At 74.0% G+C, this 16,523-nt stretch carries 16 protein-coding genes; 8 read left to right on the top strand and 8 right to left on the bottom strand.

Going from position 1 to position 16,523, the window contains the following annotated elements:
- Nucleotides 1-175: 175 nt before the first annotated feature.
- On the bottom strand, nt 176-568 hold the full coding sequence (locus tag V7E45_RS00390; protein ID WP_333772052.1) for a MarR family winged helix-turn-helix transcriptional regulator: 393 nt from the start codon (nt 566-568) through the stop codon (nt 176-178).
- A gap of 182 nt (nt 569-750) precedes the next feature.
- Between V7E45_RS00390 and V7E45_RS00385 the strand changes: the two genes are divergently transcribed.
- Complete coding sequence (locus V7E45_RS00385; protein ID WP_333772028.1) at nt 751-1,566, top strand: putative protein N(5)-glutamine methyltransferase; 816 nt, start codon at nt 751-753, stop codon at nt 1,564-1,566.
- A gap of 97 nt (nt 1,567-1,663) precedes the next feature.
- Here V7E45_RS00385 and V7E45_RS00380 read toward each other — a convergent pair whose 3' ends face one another.
- The gene (locus V7E45_RS00380) at nt 1,664-3,757 is read right to left on the bottom strand and encodes a SpoIIE family protein phosphatase (RefSeq protein ID WP_333772027.1); all 2,094 of its coding nucleotides are present in this window, start codon (nt 3,755-3,757) and stop codon (nt 1,664-1,666) included.
- 345 nt (nt 3,758-4,102) lie between these two features.
- On the opposite strand from V7E45_RS00380, the gene V7E45_RS00375 reads away from it, so the two are divergent.
- The 4 genes from V7E45_RS00375 to V7E45_RS00360 all read left to right on the top strand — a co-directional run bounded on the left by V7E45_RS00375 (nt 4,103) and on the right by V7E45_RS00360 (nt 8,265).
- The gene (locus tag V7E45_RS00375) at nt 4,103-4,984 is read left to right on the top strand and encodes a hypothetical protein (protein ID WP_333772026.1); all 882 of its coding nucleotides are present in this window, start codon (nt 4,103-4,105) and stop codon (nt 4,982-4,984) included.
- 95 nt (nt 4,985-5,079) lie between these two features.
- Nucleotides 5,080-5,451, top strand: coding sequence for a hypothetical protein (locus V7E45_RS00370; protein ID WP_333772025.1), 372 nt, complete (start codon nt 5,080-5,082; stop codon nt 5,449-5,451).
- A gap of 177 nt (nt 5,452-5,628) precedes the next feature.
- A complete protein-coding gene (locus V7E45_RS00365; protein ID WP_333772024.1) occupies nt 5,629-7,644 on the top strand; it encodes an NADPH-dependent 2,4-dienoyl-CoA reductase in 2,016 nt (671 codons plus the stop codon).
- A gap of 30 nt (nt 7,645-7,674) precedes the next feature.
- Nucleotides 7,675-8,265: a PadR family transcriptional regulator gene (locus tag V7E45_RS00360; RefSeq protein ID WP_333772023.1), complete on the top strand. Its 591-nt coding sequence runs from the start codon at nt 7,675-7,677 to the stop codon at nt 8,263-8,265.
- 72 nt (nt 8,266-8,337) lie between these two features.
- Here the strand turns inward: V7E45_RS00360 and V7E45_RS00355 are convergent, their stop codons facing one another.
- Together V7E45_RS00355 and V7E45_RS00350 are read right to left on the bottom strand one after the other, a co-directional pair.
- Nucleotides 8,338-8,886: a hypothetical protein gene (locus V7E45_RS00355; protein ID WP_333772022.1), complete on the bottom strand. Its 549-nt coding sequence runs from the start codon at nt 8,884-8,886 to the stop codon at nt 8,338-8,340.
- 215 nt (nt 8,887-9,101) lie between these two features.
- Nucleotides 9,102-10,079 carry a fibronectin type III domain-containing protein gene (locus tag V7E45_RS00350; RefSeq protein WP_333772021.1) on the bottom strand — a complete coding sequence of 326 codons (978 nt, stop codon included), beginning with the start codon at nt 10,077-10,079 and terminating at the stop codon, nt 9,102-9,104.
- 379 nt (nt 10,080-10,458) lie between these two features.
- Here V7E45_RS00350 and V7E45_RS00345 point away from each other — a divergent pair, with 379 nt between their 5' ends.
- Entirely contained in the window at nt 10,459-11,154 is a 696-nt protein-coding gene (locus tag V7E45_RS00345) for a glycoside hydrolase family 75 protein (RefSeq protein ID WP_333772020.1), read from the top strand.
- Nucleotides 11,155-11,236: 82 nt separating this feature from the next.
- Here V7E45_RS00345 and V7E45_RS00340 read toward each other — a convergent pair whose 3' ends face one another.
- From V7E45_RS00340 to dhaK, 3 genes are read right to left on the bottom strand one after another with little or no spacing between them, the layout of a single operon-like run.
- Nucleotides 11,237-11,647 (bottom strand): PTS fructose transporter subunit IIA, encoded by a 411-nt coding sequence (locus V7E45_RS00340; RefSeq protein WP_333772051.1) that lies wholly within the window; start codon nt 11,645-11,647, stop codon nt 11,237-11,239.
- Between the two features lie 55 nt (nt 11,648-11,702).
- A complete protein-coding gene (gene dhaL, locus V7E45_RS00335; RefSeq protein ID WP_333772019.1) occupies nt 11,703-12,305 on the bottom strand; it encodes a dihydroxyacetone kinase subunit DhaL in 603 nt (200 codons plus the stop codon).
- A gap of 46 nt (nt 12,306-12,351) precedes the next feature.
- Entirely contained in the window at nt 12,352-13,344 is a 993-nt protein-coding gene (gene dhaK, locus V7E45_RS00330) for a dihydroxyacetone kinase subunit DhaK (RefSeq protein WP_333772018.1), read from the bottom strand.
- 295 nt (nt 13,345-13,639) lie between these two features.
- Between dhaK and V7E45_RS00325 the strand changes: the two genes are divergently transcribed.
- On the top strand, nt 13,640-13,996 hold the full coding sequence (locus V7E45_RS00325; protein ID WP_333772017.1) for a DUF3040 domain-containing protein: 357 nt from the start codon (nt 13,640-13,642) through the stop codon (nt 13,994-13,996).
- A 151-nt stretch (nt 13,997-14,147) separates the two neighbouring features.
- Here V7E45_RS00325 and V7E45_RS00320 read toward each other — a convergent pair whose 3' ends face one another.
- A complete protein-coding gene (locus V7E45_RS00320) occupies nt 14,148-14,711 on the bottom strand; it encodes a hemerythrin domain-containing protein (RefSeq protein ID WP_333772016.1) in 564 nt (187 codons plus the stop codon).
- Nucleotides 14,712-15,500: 789 nt separating this feature from the next.
- On the opposite strand from V7E45_RS00320, the gene V7E45_RS00315 reads away from it, so the two are divergent.
- Nucleotides 15,501-16,496 carry an NAD-dependent epimerase/dehydratase family protein gene (locus V7E45_RS00315; RefSeq protein ID WP_333772015.1) on the top strand — a complete coding sequence of 332 codons (996 nt, stop codon included), beginning with the start codon at nt 15,501-15,503 and terminating at the stop codon, nt 16,494-16,496.
- The last annotated feature ends 27 nt before the right edge of the window (nt 16,497-16,523 follow it).

Below are 16,523 nucleotides of genomic sequence, written 5' to 3'. Positions count from 1 at the left end.
CCGCGCGAACTAACCGCGAACCGGGCGCGGACCGGCGGGCGGACCCGCCGCGTGGACCCACCGCGCGGACCGGCGCACGGACCCACTCAGCGGACCGGCGGGCGGACCCACCTACACGGGCCGCCGCGAACCCACCCCGCGGACGGGGCCCGAGCCCCGCGCCGGGCGCTGAAGGTCAGCCGGCGCCGGACGGGGCCGCGTTGTACCGCTCCAGGTAGGCCGCGAAGCGGACCAGGTCGTCCTCCGGCCAGCCGGCCAGCCGGTCCCGGAAGGCGGCCCGGCGGCTGCGCGTCACCTGGGCGAGGATGTCCCGCCCCGCCCCGGTCAGGTGCAGCACCTGGACGCGGTGGTCGCCGGGGTCCGGGCGCCGCTCGATCAGCCCGGCCCGCTCCAGCGCGGCCACCTGGCGGCTCACCGTCGACTTGTCCAGGGCGTAGTGCGCCGCCAGGTCCGTCGCCCGGCAGCCGCCGCTCTCCTCCAGGTGACCGAGCAGGGTGTACGACACCAGCGACAGCTCGGGGTGCATGCGCCCGGCCGAGGCCCGGGCCCGGCGGGCGAAGATCGTCATCTCGCGCTGGATCGTCTCCACGGCCGTCTGCGCCGCCGTCACGGGATCACCTCCTGGGCACCTGCGGGGGCACCGCCTCCGTACCTCAGTTGCATAGTACAACTGGGTGCGCTGGGATAGGGTGGCCGCCCGGTCGCTGACGGTACGCGGCCGCGCGCCACGAGGGGATGAGACCGGCTTCCATGGCAGCACCGCCCTCCGAATCGCCGCCCCCGTCGGCCACCGCCCCCGATGTCGTCGCCGCCGTCGTCTCCGCGCTGCGTGCCGCCGGGTGCGTCTTCGCCGAGGAGGAGGCGGAGTTGCTCCTCGCGGCCGCCCGGACCCCGGAGGAACTGACCGCGATGGTGGACCGGCGCGTCGCCGGGCTCCCGCTCGAACACGTCCTGGGCTGGGCCGAGTTCCACGGTCTGCGCATCGCGGTGGAGCCGGGCGTCTTCGTCCCCCGGCGCCGTACCGAGTTCCTGGTCGACCAGGCGCTGGTGCGGGCTCCGCACGCCCCGGTCGTCGTCGACCTGTGCTGCGGTTCCGGTGCGCTCGGCGCCGCCCTGGCCGCCGCGCTCGGCGCGGTCGAGGTGCACGCCGCCGACATCGACCCCGCCGCCGTGCGCTGCGCCCGCCGCAACCTCGCCCCGTACGGCGGCCTGGCCTATCTGGGCGACCTGTTCGACGCCCTGCCGGCCGGGCTGCGCGGCCGCGTCGGCATCCTCACCGCCAACGTGCCTTACGTGCCCAGCGACGAGGTGGCGCTGCTCCCCGCGGAGGCCCGCGACCACGAGCCGAAGACCGCCCTCGACGGCGGTGCGGACGGCCTCGACGTGCTGCGCCGGGTGGCCGCCGGGGCGTCCGAGTGGCTCGCGCCCGGCGGCTGTCTGCTGACCGAGACGAGCGAACGCCAGGCTCCGGCCGCCGTGGCGGCCTTCCGGGACGCGGGCCTGACGGCGCGTCTCGCGGAGTCGGAGGAGCTGTACGCGCACGTGGTGATCGGCGTACGGCGCTAAGGGCCGGTCGCGAAAGCGGTCCTCTGCCGTGCGACGCCCGGCACGCACGCTCGCCGCACCGCCCGGAGGTCCGGCTACGCCCAGCCCCGGGCGCCGGCTACCGCGGGGACGGGCCGGGCAGTTCCTGCGCGCGGGCGATGAGCAGCGCCACGTCGTCGTGGTTGTCCGGGTGGTGCAGCGTCCGCAGCAGCAGGTCGCAGGCCTCCTCCAGCGGCCGAGGCGGGCCGTCGAGCAGGGACAGCAGGAGGTCCAGGCGCTCGTCCAGTGAGTGGCGGCGGGTCTCGACCAGCCCGTCGGTGTAGAACACCAGCTCGTCGCCCGGCTCGAAGTCGACGGTCACCGTGGAGAACTCCACCCCGCCCACCCCGAGCGGCACCCCGGTGGGCAGGTCCAGCAGTTCGGGCGGCCGGCCGGGACGTACCCGGGCCGGAGGCAGATGGCCGGCGTTGGCGATCCGGCACTGGCGCAGGTGCGGGTCGTGGACGGCGTACACGCAGGTGGCGATGGAGTGGTCGAGGGCCGAGGTCGTCTTGTCCAGGTGCTCCAGCAGCAGCGCCGGGTCGAGGCCGAGCGAGGCGAGCGTGGTGGTCGCGGTGCGCAGCCGGCCCATGGTGGCGGCGGCGCTGATGCCGCTGCCCATCACGTCGCCGACCACGAGCGCCGTACGGCCGCCGTCCAGCGGGATGACGTCGAACCAGTCGCCGCCGACCTCGCTGGTGGCGCCCGCCGGCTGGTAGCGGGAGGCCACCTCGAGGCCGGTCGTCACCGGCGGATGGCTGGGCAGCAGGCTGCGTTGCAGGGTGAGGGCGGTGTTGCGGGCGTTCTGGTACCAGCGGGCGTTGTCGATCTGCACGGCCGCGCGGGCTGCCAGCTCCCTGGCCAGCAGGAGGTCGTCGTCGCCGAACGGCTCCGGGGTGCGGGTGCGCTTGAGGTCGAGGGCGCCCAGCACCTCGCCGCGCGCGATCAGCGGCACGGCGAGGTACGAGTGCAGGCCCGCCCGGCCCAGCGACTCGGCCGCCTCGGGCGAGCGGGCGATCCGCGGCAGGTCCTCGTCCTTGACCTGCGGCACGAGCACGGCCTCGCCGGTGCGGACGCACTGGGTGACCAGCCGGTCGGGCGCGTAGCGGGCGATGTGGCCGGGCGGATCGGCGGCGCACACGGCGTCCGACGCTTGCGCGGGACGCACCGCGAGCGCCCGGATCACCGCGGACTCCGACGGGCCCAGCGTGCTCGGCCGGCCCTCCACGACCGCGTCCAGCAGGTCCACGGCGGCGATGTCGGCAAGCGCCGGTACGGCGACCTCGGCCAGCTCGCAGGCGGTGCGCTCCAGCTCCAGCGTCGTGCCGATCCGGGCGGAGGCGTCGGCGATGATCGCGAGCCTGCGGCGCGCGGCCTCGGCCTCGACGGAGGCCCGGTGCTGCGCGGTGATGTCGACCAGGGAGGCCGCGACGCCGAGGACGTTGCCCATCGAGTCCTCCAGGCGGTACAGCGACAGCGCCCAGGTGTGGTCCTCGTCCGGATCGGCCGGGGTACGGCCGACGACGGGCCTGTCGATCAGCGGCACACCGGTCTCCAGCACCCGGCGGGCCGCGTCCTCCAGGGTGCCGGCCTCCAGCCGGGGCACGACCTCGCGCAGCCTGCGCCCGACGTGCTCGGCGGCGGGCAGCCCGTTGATCGCCTCCAGGGCCGGGTTGACCGAGACGAACCGCAGCTCGGTGTCCAGGACGGCCAGTCCCATGGGTGACTGCCGCACCATCCGCTCGGACAGCGCCACGTCCTGCTCCAGCCGCCGTACGGTCGACTGGTCGGCGGCGAGCCCCAGCGCGTACACGTCGCCCCGGTCGTCCAGCAGCCGCATGTTGCGGAACTCCACCAGCTTGGTGGTGCCGTCCTTGTGCCGGATCGGGAAGCCGCCGGCCCAGCTCTGGCCGGTGCGCATGACGTCGGCGAACAGCTTGCCGACGAGCTCGATGTGCCCCTCGTTCACCATCAGCCGGGCGGCGTACTGGCCCAGCGCCTCCCGCGCGCTGTAGCCGAACAGCTCCTCGGCCTGCGGGCTCCACAGCACGATGCGGCCGTCGGTGTCCAGCACCACCGACGCCACGCTCAGCACGTCGAGCAGCCCGCCCGGCCGCACCGGCCCGCGCGCGGGTTCGCCGCCCGCGGCCGCCGGAGCCTCGGCTGCACTCATGCCACGCACCGCCTTCGCCCGTCCGCACGGCACGTCGTCCCCCGTGCCGACTCCCCTTGTTCCACCGCGCTCACACCAGACTCTCCGCCGCCGTCGCCGACTATGTCCACCATCTCTCAACACGACGGCGCACGTACGCCGAAGTCCGCACACCGGCGGGCGCCCCGAGGGCTCCGCCGACGGTGCCGCGCCGCGGCCGCCGCCCGCGGAGCCCGTGGAGGGAGCGGCCCCCGCGGGCCGTGAGAGTTCACGCCCATGTTGCTCGGTTGGTCTGTACATGACCACGCGACACGGCCAGACTGTCCGCCGTCCGAGTGTCCCCACCCCCCGTTCGAGGAGCCGGCCATGCCCGCGTCCGCCCGGCAACGTTGCCACGCAGTCCTCTCCGGACTGGTCACCCTGGCCACCGCCGCCGTCGTGTCCTTCGCCGCACCCGCGCCGGCCTCGGCCGCCGAGACCTGGAACGAGACGGGCTCGGACCGCGCCGACCCGCTGACCGAGAGCCAGGGCCTGGCCTCGGTGGAGGTCCCGGCGAGCAGCCCCAACCGCTACACCGGCATCGGCACGATCCCGATCGGCCTGTCCGTCCGGGGCTGGAACCACGTCGGCGACCCCGACGCCTCGTACGACGGCCACTACGTCGAGCCCTATCAGCGGGACTCCGGCAACACGAAGATGTACCGGGTGCAGGCGCCGGGCGGCGGCTGGTCGGAGTACGTGCACACGCTGAGCCCCGGCGAGGCCCTGAACAACTCCTGGGACGCGATCTCGCCCGACGGCCAGTGGATGCTCTCGGGCGAGTGGGGCACGATGGACCGCCTGCTGGTCTTCCCGACGCCCGGCGTCAATCCGGCCACGTCGCCGTCGGCCAACCTCCCGCAGGCCTCCACGGTCCACCTCGACCACCCCGTGCGCGACGTCCAGGGCTGCGACTTCGCCGGTCCGACGACCCTGCTGTGCTCCTCGGACGACCCGGACGGCTCCCTGTTCGGCATGACCAAGCCGCTGCTCCGCGTCGACCTGTCGGCCGCCCCGAACGGCACCGCGGACGTCACCGGCCACGTCACGGCCCTGCGCCGGCTGCCGCTGCGCAGCTCCTGCTCGGGCTCCTTCGAGGTGGAGGGCATCGACTACGACCGCCGCAGCGGCGTGCTGCGCGTCATCGTCGTGTCGCCGGGCTTCTGCGTCCTCACGGACAGCAAGACGTACAAGTTCTCCCGCGGCTGAGGTGTGCTCACCGGGCCGTGGTGTTTTCCTGAGGATGGACGCGGTACGGCGGGGTACCCCCGTTCCACCGCAGCGCGGCCACGAAAGGAGCGATCATGAGGAACGAGGACCGGTCGCACCAGGAGACCGTCTCGGTGGAGATCAGCGGCTCGAAGGAGGACGCGCGCCTCGTCTTCGACGCGCTGAACACCTGCTTCGCCTCGGACCGGGCTCCCGAAGAGGTGCCCCAGCAGCTCCACGAGACCCGTCCGATGGTGTGGCTCGGCACCTATGACGTCGCGGACGCCCGGGAGTCGGGCTGTCCGCCGGTCCACCTCGACGCGTCCGTCACGGCGGACGTCCAGGGCGGCTACTGGGCCGTGAACCGGTTCCGCACCACCCTGGACTCGATGTTCGAGGTCGAGGAGACCTGCGCGGCCTCCGGGGATCAGGAGCGCGACCTGCACCTGCGCCTGGAGAGCCGCTGAGCGTACCCCCACCCTCGTGACGCCCCGCCCGGCACACCACCGGGCGGGGCGTCGTCGTGCACGGCCCACCGGTCACGGAGTGGCCGGGCTCACGCGCCCTCGTTTATGCAACTAGTTGCACAATGGGTCGGGCGTCCTCTACAACAAGAGGCGACCGCACCCTGCACGGAGGGCCCGATGAGCCGTTACCCCCACCTGATGTCCCCGCTCGACCTGGGATTCACCACGCTCCCCAACCGCGTGCTCATGGGCTCCATGCACGTCGGCCTTGAGGAGGCCGAGCGCGGCTTCGAGCGGATGGCGGCCTTCTACGCCGCCCGTGCGCGCGGGGGAGTCGGCCTGATCGTCACCGGCGGCATCGCGCCCAACGACGAGGGACGCCCCTACGAGGGCGGCGCCAAGATCACCACCGAGGCCGAGGCCGAGCAGCACCGGGTCGTCACCGACGCCGTGCACCGCGAGGGCGGCCGGATCGCGATGCAGATCCTGCACTTCGGCCGGTACGCCTACCACCGCGACCTGGTCGCCCCGAGCGCGCTGCAGGCCCCGATCAGCCCCTTCGTGCCCCGTGAACTCACCGACGCCGAGGTCGAGCGGACCATCGACGACTACGCCCGCGCCGCCCGCCTCGCCCGCCGGGCCGGCTACGACGGCGTCGAGATCATGGGCTCCGAGGGCTACCTCATCAACGAGTTCATCGCCGCGCAGACCAACCGGCGCGAGGACCGCTGGGGCGGCTCGTACGAGAACCGGACGCGCTTCCCCGTCGAGATCGTCCGCCGGGTGCGCGAGGCCGTCGGCGAGGACTTCATCATCGTCTACCGGCTGTCCATGCTGGACCTGGTGCCGGGCGGCTCCTCCCTGGAGGAGGTCGTCACCCTCGCCAAGGCGGTCGAGGCCGCCGGGGCGACCATCATCAACACCGGCATCGGCTGGCACGAGGCCCGCATCCCCACCATCGCCACCTCGGTGCCGCGCGGCGCCTACACCTGGGTCACCAAGAAGCTCATGGGCGCGGTGTCCGTCCCGCTGGTGACCACCAACCGCATCAACACCCCCGAAGTGGCCGAGCGGTTGCTCGCCGAGGGGCACGCGGACATGGTCTCCATGGCCCGCCCGATGCTCGCCGACCCCGACTTCGTCAACAAGGCCGCGGCCGGCCGGCCCGAGGCCATCAACACCTGCATCGGCTGCAACCAGGCCTGCCTGGACCACACCTTCAGCGGGCAGATCACCTCCTGCCTGGTCAACCCGCGCGCCTGCCACGAGACCGAACTCGTGCTCTCCCCGACCCGGCGGCGCAAGCGCGTCGCCGTCGTGGGGGCCGGCCCGGCCGGCCTCGCCTGCGCGGTGAGCGCCGCCGAACGCGGGCACGAGGTCACCCTGTTCGACGCCGCGAGCGAGATCGGCGGCCAGCTGAACGTCGCCCGCAAGGTCCCCGGCAAGCAGGAGTTCGACGAGACGCTGCGCTACTTCCGCCACCAGCTCGACGCACACGGCGTGGACGTACGCCTCGACACCTGGATCGGCGCCGCGGACCTGGACGGCTACGACGAGGTCGTCGTCGCCACCGGCGTCACCCCGCGCGTCCCCGACATCCCCGGCGCCGACCACCCCCGCGTCCTCGGCTACCTCGACGTCCTGCGCGACGGCGCCCCCGTCGGCGACCGGGTGGCCGTCCTCGGCGCCGGCGGCATCGGGTTCGACGTCGCCGAATACCTCACCGACGGCGGCGACAAGGCGAACGAGGACCCCGGGACGTACTTCCGCCACTGGGGCGTCGACATGGACTACGCGGCACCGGGCGGCCTCACCGCGCCGGAGCGGCCCGCCCCGCCGCGCACGGTCCACCTGCTCCAGCGCAAGACCACCAAGGTCGGCGCCGGGCTCGGCAAGACCACCGGCTGGATCCACCGCACCGAACTGAAGCACCGCGGCGTGACCATGGTCCCGGGCGTGCGCTACGACCGGATCGACGACGCCGGCCTGCACATCACCGTCGGCGACGAGAGCACGGTCCTGGAGGTCGACACCGTCGTGCTGTGCACCGGTCAGGAGCCGCGCCGCGACCTGTACGAGGAGCTGGTCGCGGCCGGGCGCAGCGTCCACCTGATCGGCGGCGCCGACGTCGCGGCCGAACTGGACGCCAAGCGGGCCATCAAGCAGGGCACGGAGCTGGCGGCGGCACTGTAGCGGCCGCGGGCGCGTCCCTAGGATGAGGCCATGTCACTCCCGCACGCCATCCTCACCGCCCTGCTGGAGAAGCCGTCGTCGGGTCTCGAGCTGACCCGCAGGTTCGACAAGTCGATCGGCTACTTCTGGTCGGCGACGCACCAGCAGATCTACCGCGAGCTGGGGAAGCTGGAGGGCGAGGGCTTCATCCGCACGCTGCCCGCCGAACAGCCGGCCCGTGGGCAGAAGAAGAGGTACGAGGTACTGCCCGCGGGCCGTGCCGAGCTGGCCCGCTGGACCGCCGCGGCCCAGGACCCCAAGCCGCAGCGGGACGTCCTCCTGCTGCGGCTGCGCGCCGCCGCGGTCGTCGGCACGGCGGGCCTCGAAGCCGACCTGCGCCGCCATCTGGAGCTGCACCGGCGGCAGTTGGCCGAGTACGAGGAGATCGAGCGGCGCGACTTCCCGCCGGACCGGGACGCCCCGCAGGACCGCCTGCGCCATCTGGTCCTGCGCGCCGGCATCGATCTGGAGACCTTCTGGACCCGGTGGCTCACCCACGCCCTGACGGAGCTGGCCGCCCTTCCCGGCGAGGGCACGGCGCCGGCACCCGAGGCGCGAGCGGCGGACGGCGCGCCCGGCTGACGGCCGGCCGGGCGGGCGCCGCCCGGTTCCCGGCCCGGGGGCTGACGGGCCGGGTTCTCGTGGGCAGCCGTCTCAGAGCCGGTAGGGCTTCGAGCGGCGGCGCAGGAACCAGGCCGTGGCGATGACCCCGGAGCCCACCAGCGCCGCGCCGACGCCCAGGGTGAGCGGGCCGTAGTCACGGGCCGCGCCACCGAGGCCGCCCATCACACCACGCGAGGGCGCGGGTTTGGACGTCGACGAGATCGTGGGGGCCGCCGGGGCGGCCGGGGCGGAGACGATGACGGACTGGGTTCCGGCGCTCAGGCCGTTCGAGCAGAGCACGACGACCGTGTACGTCCCCGGGCTCACCCCGGACCAGGCCGCGGACTGGCTGATGGTGGTGCCCGACAGGGCCACCTGCCGGCCCTGCGCGAAGTTCGCTTCGCGGCTGCCGAGGAGCGAGGCGGTGCCCCAACTGCCGTTGGTCTGGGTACAGGCGCTGGTGACGACCGAGACCGTGGACCCGGTGGTGCTCACCGAGATTCCCGAGGCCGCGGCCGACGGCCCGGCCATCGAGGCCGGGAGCGCGGCGGCGGCCGCCAGGGTCAGGCCGGAGCGGAGGAGAAGACGGGAGTTACGCATTGGCTGGCCCTCCGGCGGCACGGTTGGCGGTACGTCCCATGCGCCGCCGAGGGTCGGGAAACGTCCGTGCTGCCTCAACGGCAGCAAACGTCCTGCGTGATCCCGCCGCATGCGGACCGCACCCGGTCGGGTGACGGCGGCACGCCGTCCGCGGCGGGTCGCCGAGCCGCTTCCGGGCCCGCCGAGGGCGCGTCAGGGCCCGCTCGGGGCGGCTGTCAGCGGGCCGCGCCGGTAGTCACCGTCCGCTCCGCCGAGAAGCCGCCCCAGGTGCCGTCGGGCAGCCGCGCGCGCAGCCGCACCCGGTGCCCGGCCCCCGCGTCCCGGCCGGCGTAGAAGCTGTAGTGGGCCCGGCCGGGCGGCGGGTCGCCGCCCCAGACGAGGGAGGTGGCCGTGGTGCCGTCGAGCAGGATCTGGTACTCCGTGATCACCCCGTCCACCCGCGGGGGATCCCACGCCAGGTCGATGTAGCCGGCCCCGGCGGAACGGTGGGTCGTGGCGGTGAAGCCGGTCGGCGCGGTGGCCCGGCCGTCGTCGGTGCCCGGCGTGCCGAGCCGCACCCGGGCGCTCCGGGGCGACAGGTTGCCGGCCGCGTCCCGCGCCCGCACGGTGAAGACGTACCGGGTGCCGGGACGCAGCCCGGTGATCACCGTCGCGGTCTGGCCGCCGCCGACGCTGTGGATCTTCACACCGCCCTGGAGGACGTCGTACGACACCACGCCCCGGTCGTCCCGGGCGGCGCCCCAGGAGAGCTGGACCGCCCGGCTGCCGACCACCCGCCCGGCCGGCCGTGACGGACGGCCGGGAGCCGAGCGGTCCGCCGCCACGGCCGCGGGCGTCCGCGCCCGCACCGCGCGGCTCGGCGGCCCGAGCCGGCCGGCGGTGTCGCGCGCCCGCACGGTGAAGGCGTACCCGGTGGACGGCCTGAGCCTGACGACGTCCACCATGTGCTGGGAGCCCGGGACTTCGGCCACTCTCGTCGAGCCGCGGTACACCCCGTAGGAGCGGATCCGGCCGTCCGGCAGCGCGTTCCACATGACGTGGACGCTGGACGCGCTCCCGGCCGTGGCGGTGACGCCGGTCGGGGCGCCGGGCGCCCGGCCGCCTTCGTCGTCGGCCGCACCGCTCCAGCCGCAGGACGCGACCAGCAGCACAACGCCGAAGGCCAGCACGGACCGCGGGGGAACGTGTCGCACGGCTCCGCCTTCCTGCGGACGGCATCACGACAAAGGTCCGGACCAATATGGCCCCGGGTGGGCCGCCGTAGCAAGGGGCGGAGCTGTCCGCCGCGCGGGGGAGTTACGTATGCTGAGGTTTCCCCGCGGGGTGAACTCCCCGTGACCACAGGGAAGTTCACGCCCAGGCGCGGAAAACGCTGTCGTCGCCGGACCCGCGCCGGCATGGGTGGCCGGGCGTCCGGGTCGTTGTCGGCCCGGGCGCCCCGCCCCTGCCTCACCTCTCACAGGGCGTCAGCCGACTGCTCCATCCGGCCCCATAGGGCGGCAAGGTGCTCGCCCATTGGTGCCGGTATTGGGCATGGTGTCCGGAATGTCCCCCGAGGAGAGGTCCCTCAGAGTGCGTGTCCAGTCGCTGACGCTGGCCATGGCCGGCGCCGCCCTGCTCGCCCCGACGACGCTTCCCGCCGCCGCCGCGCCACCCCGGCAGGTGCCCGTCGGCCGCGGTGAGGGCTCCGTGGCGGCGGCCGACCTGCTGGACCGGGTGCACACCTGCGCCCAGGTCTCCCGGGGCCGTTACCGCACCGACGACGGCACCCGGCGCAAGGTCCGCGTCTGCGCCACCCGCAAGGCGGTGTTCTGGAAGGCGGACCTGGACGTCGACTGCGACGGACGCCCGACCGCGCGCTGCAACCGCCGCACCGACCCGCTGTTCTCCGCCGCCACCGCCTTCCAGCAGTCCGACGGTCGCCACCTGAACGCCGAGACCCTGCCCTACATCGTGATCCCCGCCGCCAGCCGCGTCTGGAACCCCCGGGCGCAGGGTGTGCGGGGCGGCTCCGTGGCGGCCGTCGTCTACCGCGACCGCGTGCAGTACGCGGTGGTCGGCGACACCGGCCCGCGCGAACTCATCGGCGAGGCCTCCTACGCCACCGCCCGCGGCCTCGGCATCAAGGCCGACCCGCGCAGCGGCGGAGCCGACTCCGGCGTCACCTACATCGTCTTCAAGGGCTCCCGCGCCACGCCCATCGAGGACCACCGGGCGGCGGTGGCGGAGGGGGAGCGGCTGGCCCGGAGATTCGTCGGGCCAAAGTGAAGCCGTGCCGCCGGGGCGGTCGACCGCCCGGCCTGTGCCGGCGCGGGGCGTCCGGGGGCGCGGACGCCCCCGGACGGGCGGCTCACACCTTCCGGTAGCCGTACGCCTCCACGGCCGCCGCCTCCACCGCGTCCAGGTCCGCGCCCGTGGCCGCCGTGACCACGGCCGCCACCGCGCCCTCGACGAACGGCGCGTCCACCAGCCGGGCGCCGTCCGGGAGTTCGTCGCCCTCGGCGATCAGCGCCTTCACCGTGAGCACCGCGCTGCCGAGGTCGGTGAGCAGGGCCACGCCCGCACCCCGGTCCACGGACGCGGCCGCGGCGGAGATCAGCTCGGCGCTGGTGCCGAGCCCACCGCCCTCCGTGCCGCCCGCCGGGGCGACGGGTACGCCGGCCGCCCCGCCCGCCAGGCCCTTCGCCAGCTCCGCGACGGAGGCGGCGACCTGCGCGCTGTGGGACACCAGAACGATGCCGACCACCTTCTCGTCCCCCATCCCGTCCTTCCCCTCCGTCCTGTCGCGCGTCGCGCGGCTCCTGTCGTCGCTCACCTCAGGCTCCCGAGGCCGCTTCTTCGAGCGCCGCGATCAGCAGCGCCGAGGACGTGGCGCCCGGATCCTGGTGGCCGATGCTGCGCTCGCCCAGGTAACTCGCCCGGCCCTTGCGCGCCTGCAACGGTGTGGTGGCCACCGCGCCCTCCTCTGCGGCCACCCGCGCGGCGGCGAAGCCGTCGGGAAGCGCGTCCACGGCCGGCGCCAGGGCGTCGATCATCGTCTTGTCACCGGGTGCCGCGCCGCCGAGCGCCATCACCCCGTCCACGCCCGCCCGGAGCGCCTCGGCCAGCTGGGCCTCGTCCACCTCGGCGGCCTCCCCGAGCGCCTTGCCGGCCCGGCGCAGCAGGGTTCCGTACAGCGGCCCCGAAGCACCGCCGACCGTCGAGATCAACTGCCGCCCGGCCAGGGTGAGCACCTGGCCAGGGGTCTGCGGCGACTCCTTCTCCAGAGTGGCCCTGACGGCCGTGAACCCCCGCTGCAGATTGCTGCCGTGATCGGCGTCCCCGATGGCCGAGTCGAGGGCGGTGAGCTGTTCCGCCTCCCGGTCGACGGACGCGGCGGCCACCGTCATCCAACGGCGGAAGAAATCGGCGTCGAGCACTGGGTCTCCTTGCGTGGTAGGGGTGTTGACCGCTTCGTCCGCCGTATCACATCCCCCAGCGCAGCGCCGGGGTGTTCACCGGCGCGTCCCACAGCCGCAGCAGCTCCTCGTCGACCTGGCACAGGGTGACCGAGGCACCCGCCATGTCGAGCGAGGTGACGTAGTTGCCGACCAGCGTGCGGGCCACGGCCACACCGCGTTCCCCGAGCACCCGCTGCACCTCGGCGTTGAAGCCGTACAGCTCCAGCAGCGGGGTGGCGCCCATGCCGTTGACCAGGACCAGCACGGGGCTGCGCGGAGTCATGTCGTCCAGGATGGCGTGCACCGCGAAGTCGGCGATCTCCCGGGAGGTCATCATGGCCCGCCGCTCCCGGCCCGGCTCGCCGTGGATGCCGATGCCCAACTCCAGCTCGCCGGAGGGCAGGTCGAAGGTCGGGCTGCCCTTGGCCGGGGTGGTGACGGCGCTCAGCGCGACCCCGAAGCTGCGGGAGTTCTCGTTCACCTGTCGTCCGACGGACTCCACCCGCTCCAGCGGCTGCCCCTCCGCCGCCGCGGCCCCCGCGATCTTCTCCACGAACAGGGTGGCGCCGGTGCCGCGCCGTCCGGCCGTGTACAGGCTGTCGGTGACCGCCACGTCGTCGTTGACCAGCACCTTGGCGACCTGGATGCCCTCGTCCTCGGCGAGTTCGGCCGCCATGTCGAAGTTGAGCACGTCACCGGTGTAGTTCTTCACGATGAACAGGACGCCGGCCCCGCTGTCGACCGCGGCGGCGGCCCGTGCCATCTGGTCCGGCACCGGCGAGGTGAACACCTCGCCCGGACAGGCCGCCGAGAGCATGCCGGGACCGACGAACCCGCCGTGCAGCGGCTCGTGCCCCGACCCGCCGCCCGAGACGAGCGCGACCTGCCCGGCGACGGGCGCGTCCCGGCGGACGATCACCCGGTTCTCCACGTCGACGTTCAAGTCCGGATGCGCGGCCGCGATCCCCCGCAGCGCGTCCGCCACGACGGTCTCCGGGACGTTGATCAGCATCCTCATCTGTGCCTCCTCAGAAGCCTGATCCGCTCGACGACGGACGGAAGGGGAGTCCTGCTCCTCAGTATCTGCCTTGCGGCAGTCAAGGTCATGTGCACCGCAGACACCGATCCGGACGGCCGCGGCGGCAGGATCGCCCATCCGGCCGAGAGTAGCCGCCGATCAGGGCAAGTTGTCAGCGGTCCGGGCCGACTCGGGCCCCGGGACCGGTGCCGGCCCGGCCGCTTGGACCGGGTCCCGGAGGGGAACCCGGCGTCCGGGAGGGGCGAGCACGCAGGCCGCCGGGCGGCCGGAGGAGGTGGCGTTCTCCGTGAACGACTGGGAGACCCCCGACGACGTACGGCTCTCACCGCGCGAGCGCGTCGCACTGCTGATCATCGAGGCCGAGCTGCGGCAGGACCGGCGGCTCGTGCACCGGATGCGGGTGACGTCCGGCCGGCCCCGCTTCCAGCGGGGCCTGTGGCTTCCGCTGGCCTTCCTGTTGCTGGCAGGCGCGTCCGCGTTCACCGCCGTCGTGGGCATCCGCACCTCGGACCCCTCGCTGCTGTGGTGCTTCGCCCTCCTGTGGCCCCTGACCCTGATGCAGGGCTTCCGCCTGCTGTGCCGCACCACCCGCCGGCGGCCCCCGTCCAGCGGCGCCTCCCCGTGGCTCTGACCAGGCCCCGGCCTCCGCATCGCGGATGCCCGGCGCCCGCCGGGCACAGGGGCACGTGCGCACCCGTGGACGACCGGGCGCCCGCCGAGCACAAGTCGCGTGCTCCGCGGGCGCCGGGGCTCCTCGGGTTCCAGGGTTCCCGGGACGGTTCTCAGCTTTCCTTGCCCCGCCCGGACAGCGCGTCCCGCAGCCGGTCGACCAGACCGGCGCCCGGCGCAAGCATCTTGTTGGCCGGGGGCTTGTCCGGCGCCGTGGGGTGCGGGCGGGTCGGCGCGGTCTTCTTCGCCCGGCGCACCTTCTCGCCGAGCTCCTCCAGAGCCTCCGGCGAGCAGGCCGCCTGGAGCATCGGGAAGAGGTTCTGCTCCTCGTCCGCCACATGGGACCGGATCTCGCTCATCAGGCGGGTCATGAGGGTGTCGAACTGCGGGTCGTCCGCGTCCAGGCCCTCCAAGTCCTTCATGATCTGCTCGGCCCCGGCGTGGTCCTCGAGTTCCTTGTCGGCCAGCGCGTCCCCGCCCTTCACGTGCTCACGCACCGCCGGGTACAGGTAGGCCTCCTCCGCCACCGAGTGCCGGACCAGTTCGATCGTGGCCTGGTCGGCGAGCAGCTTGCGGTCCTTGGAACCGGGCGGCAGCGCCGCGAAGCGGCCGAAGATCTCCTCCACCTCACGGTGATCGGTCGTCAGTTCATTGATGACGTTCCCGCCGTGACCCATGTCGTTACCTCCTCATGTGCGCGGCGGCCGTCGCCGGCCGGCCGGTCGCTGCGCCGAGTGCCCCGTCCCCGGCGCGCTACACGGTCCGCCTCCGCCCGTCAGCGCTTCGGGTGACGGACCACCGCCGTCCGGCCGGTTCCCGGCTGCCGGCACCTCATCGGTGGCCCAGGATCTCCGCGTCCCGGACCCCGCGCCGGCCCCTCGCGTCCCGGATTTCGCACCCGCCACCCGTCCGAACGGCCGGTGCGGCGCCCGGAACAGCCAGTCGCCGACAGGTTCCGAACCCGCCTTGCGACCCGACCGCCGATCCCCGCCGCCGCCCCCGGCCGCGGGCACCGGGGCCGGGGGGACCGGGCGCGTGGCGACAACCCGGCCGAGGTAGGGAAAGGTGCAGGTCAGGGGCTGGTGCGGAACGGATCCCGACCCCGTCGCGCGGCCGTATGAGTCGCGGGAGTGGCCGGCCGCGAAGACAATCGGAATCAACGTGTGAAGCCGACTGGTGCGGGAGCGCGGTGCCAGTGCCGTCCAGCCAGTGGCGGCCGACCAGGGCGGTCCTCCGGACCGGCGGGGACCCGGGCCCTGCCGTCGTCCCGTCAGCGCCTGCCCCCCGGCGAGCCGACGACGACGTCGGCCGGACTGTCCCGTACGCGCCGCGCCACCCGCGCGGAAGCGCCTTCCGGACGTGCGGATGACGACCACCCCGACGTCCGCGAAGCCCGCGCGCACCGCGAAGACCGCGAAGACCGCGAGAACCGCGAGAACCGCGAGAACGTCGACGGAGGAAGAGCCATGACCGGTGAGACCCTTGCGGTTCCCTGGCAGTGCGCCCTCGTGACCGGCGGCGCCGGCTTCCTGGGTTCCCATCTGTGCGAGCGGTTGCTGGATTCAGGTGCCGAAGTCGACTGCGCGGACAACCTGGTCTGCGGCCGGCGCGAGAACGTCGCGCATCTGGACGGCAGGACCGGCTTCCGCTACGTCCACTGCGACGTCTCCGCCCCGGACTGTCCGCTGCGGCTGCCGGGACCGTACGACCTGGTCCTGCACTTCGCCTGCCCCGCCTCGCCCGCCGACTACCTGCGCCTGCCGCTGGAGACCCTGGACGCGGGCAGCCTCGGCACCCGCAACGCTCTGGCGATCGCGGAGCGTGACGGGGCCCGGTTCCTGCTCGCCTCCACGTCCGAGGTGTACGGAGATCCGCTCGTGCACCCCCAGCACGAGGGCTACTGGGGCAATGTGAACCCGGTGGGGCCGCGCAGCGTGTACGACGAGTCGAAGCGGTTCGCCGAGGCGCTCGTCACCGCGCACGCCGGAACGCACGGCACCGACGCGGGCATCGTCCGCCTGTTCAACACCTATGGACCGCGGATGCGCGCGCACGACGGGCGCGCCGTGCCCACGTTCATCAGCCAGGCACTCGCCGGCGAGCCGCTCACCGTGACCGGCGACGGCAACCAGACCCGCTCGCTGTGCTACGCGGACGACACCGTCGACGGGGTGCTGCGGGTGGCCGCCAGCCGGTCCGTGCGGCCCGTCAACATCGGCGGCGCCGACGAGATCACCATGGCCGACCTGGCCCGCCGCGTGGTGGCCCTGACCGGTTCGCCCTCCCCGATCGTGTTCATCGACCGGCCCGTCGACGACCCCGGCCGGCGTCGCCCCGACACCAGCCTGGCGCGCGAGTTGCTCGGCTGGTCGCCGCAGGTGCCCTGGGAGGAGGGCCTGAAGCAGACCATCGCCTACTTCGCCGGCCTGCCGCCGGAGGGGGAGCCGGCCGCCCGGACCTGACCCCCCGTCCCTCCGCAGCCATGGAGA

The sequence above is a fragment of the Streptomyces sp. IBSBF 3136 genome, from assembly GCF_036815105.1.
In the GTDB taxonomy this organism is placed as follows: domain Bacteria; phylum Actinomycetota; class Actinomycetes; order Streptomycetales; family Streptomycetaceae; genus Streptomyces.
This window is presented reverse-complemented; position numbering and strand designations above follow the sequence as displayed.

Coding starts and splice junctions, on each gene's coding strand:
- V7E45_RS00390 (WP_333772052.1), bottom strand. CDS start 568: ATGACGATCTTCGCCCGCCGGGCCCGGGCCTCGGCCGGGCGCATGCAC.
- V7E45_RS00385 (WP_333772028.1), top strand. CDS start 751: ATGGCAGCACCGCCCTCCGAATCGCCGCCCCCGTCGGCCACCGCCCCC.
- V7E45_RS00380 (WP_333772027.1), bottom strand. CDS start 3,757: ATGAGTGCAGCCGAGGCTCCGGCGGCCGCGGGCGGCGAACCCGCGCGC.
- V7E45_RS00375 (WP_333772026.1), top strand. CDS start 4,103: ATGCCCGCGTCCGCCCGGCAACGTTGCCACGCAGTCCTCTCCGGACTG.
- V7E45_RS00370 (WP_333772025.1), top strand. CDS start 5,080: ATGAGGAACGAGGACCGGTCGCACCAGGAGACCGTCTCGGTGGAGATC.
- V7E45_RS00365 (WP_333772024.1), top strand. CDS start 5,629: ATGAGCCGTTACCCCCACCTGATGTCCCCGCTCGACCTGGGATTCACC.
- V7E45_RS00360 (WP_333772023.1), top strand. CDS start 7,675: ATGTCACTCCCGCACGCCATCCTCACCGCCCTGCTGGAGAAGCCGTCG.
- V7E45_RS00355 (WP_333772022.1), bottom strand. CDS start 8,886: ATGCGTAACTCCCGTCTTCTCCTCCGCTCCGGCCTGACCCTGGCGGCC.
- V7E45_RS00340 (WP_333772051.1), bottom strand. CDS start 11,647: ATGGGGGACGAGAAGGTGGTCGGCATCGTTCTGGTGTCCCACAGCGCG.
- dhaK (WP_333772018.1), bottom strand. CDS start 13,344: ATGAGGATGCTGATCAACGTCCCGGAGACCGTCGTGGCGGACGCGCTG.
- V7E45_RS00320 (WP_333772016.1), bottom strand. CDS start 14,711: ATGGGTCACGGCGGGAACGTCATCAATGAACTGACGACCGATCACCGT.
- V7E45_RS00315 (WP_333772015.1), top strand. CDS start 15,501: ATGACCGGTGAGACCCTTGCGGTTCCCTGGCAGTGCGCCCTCGTGACC.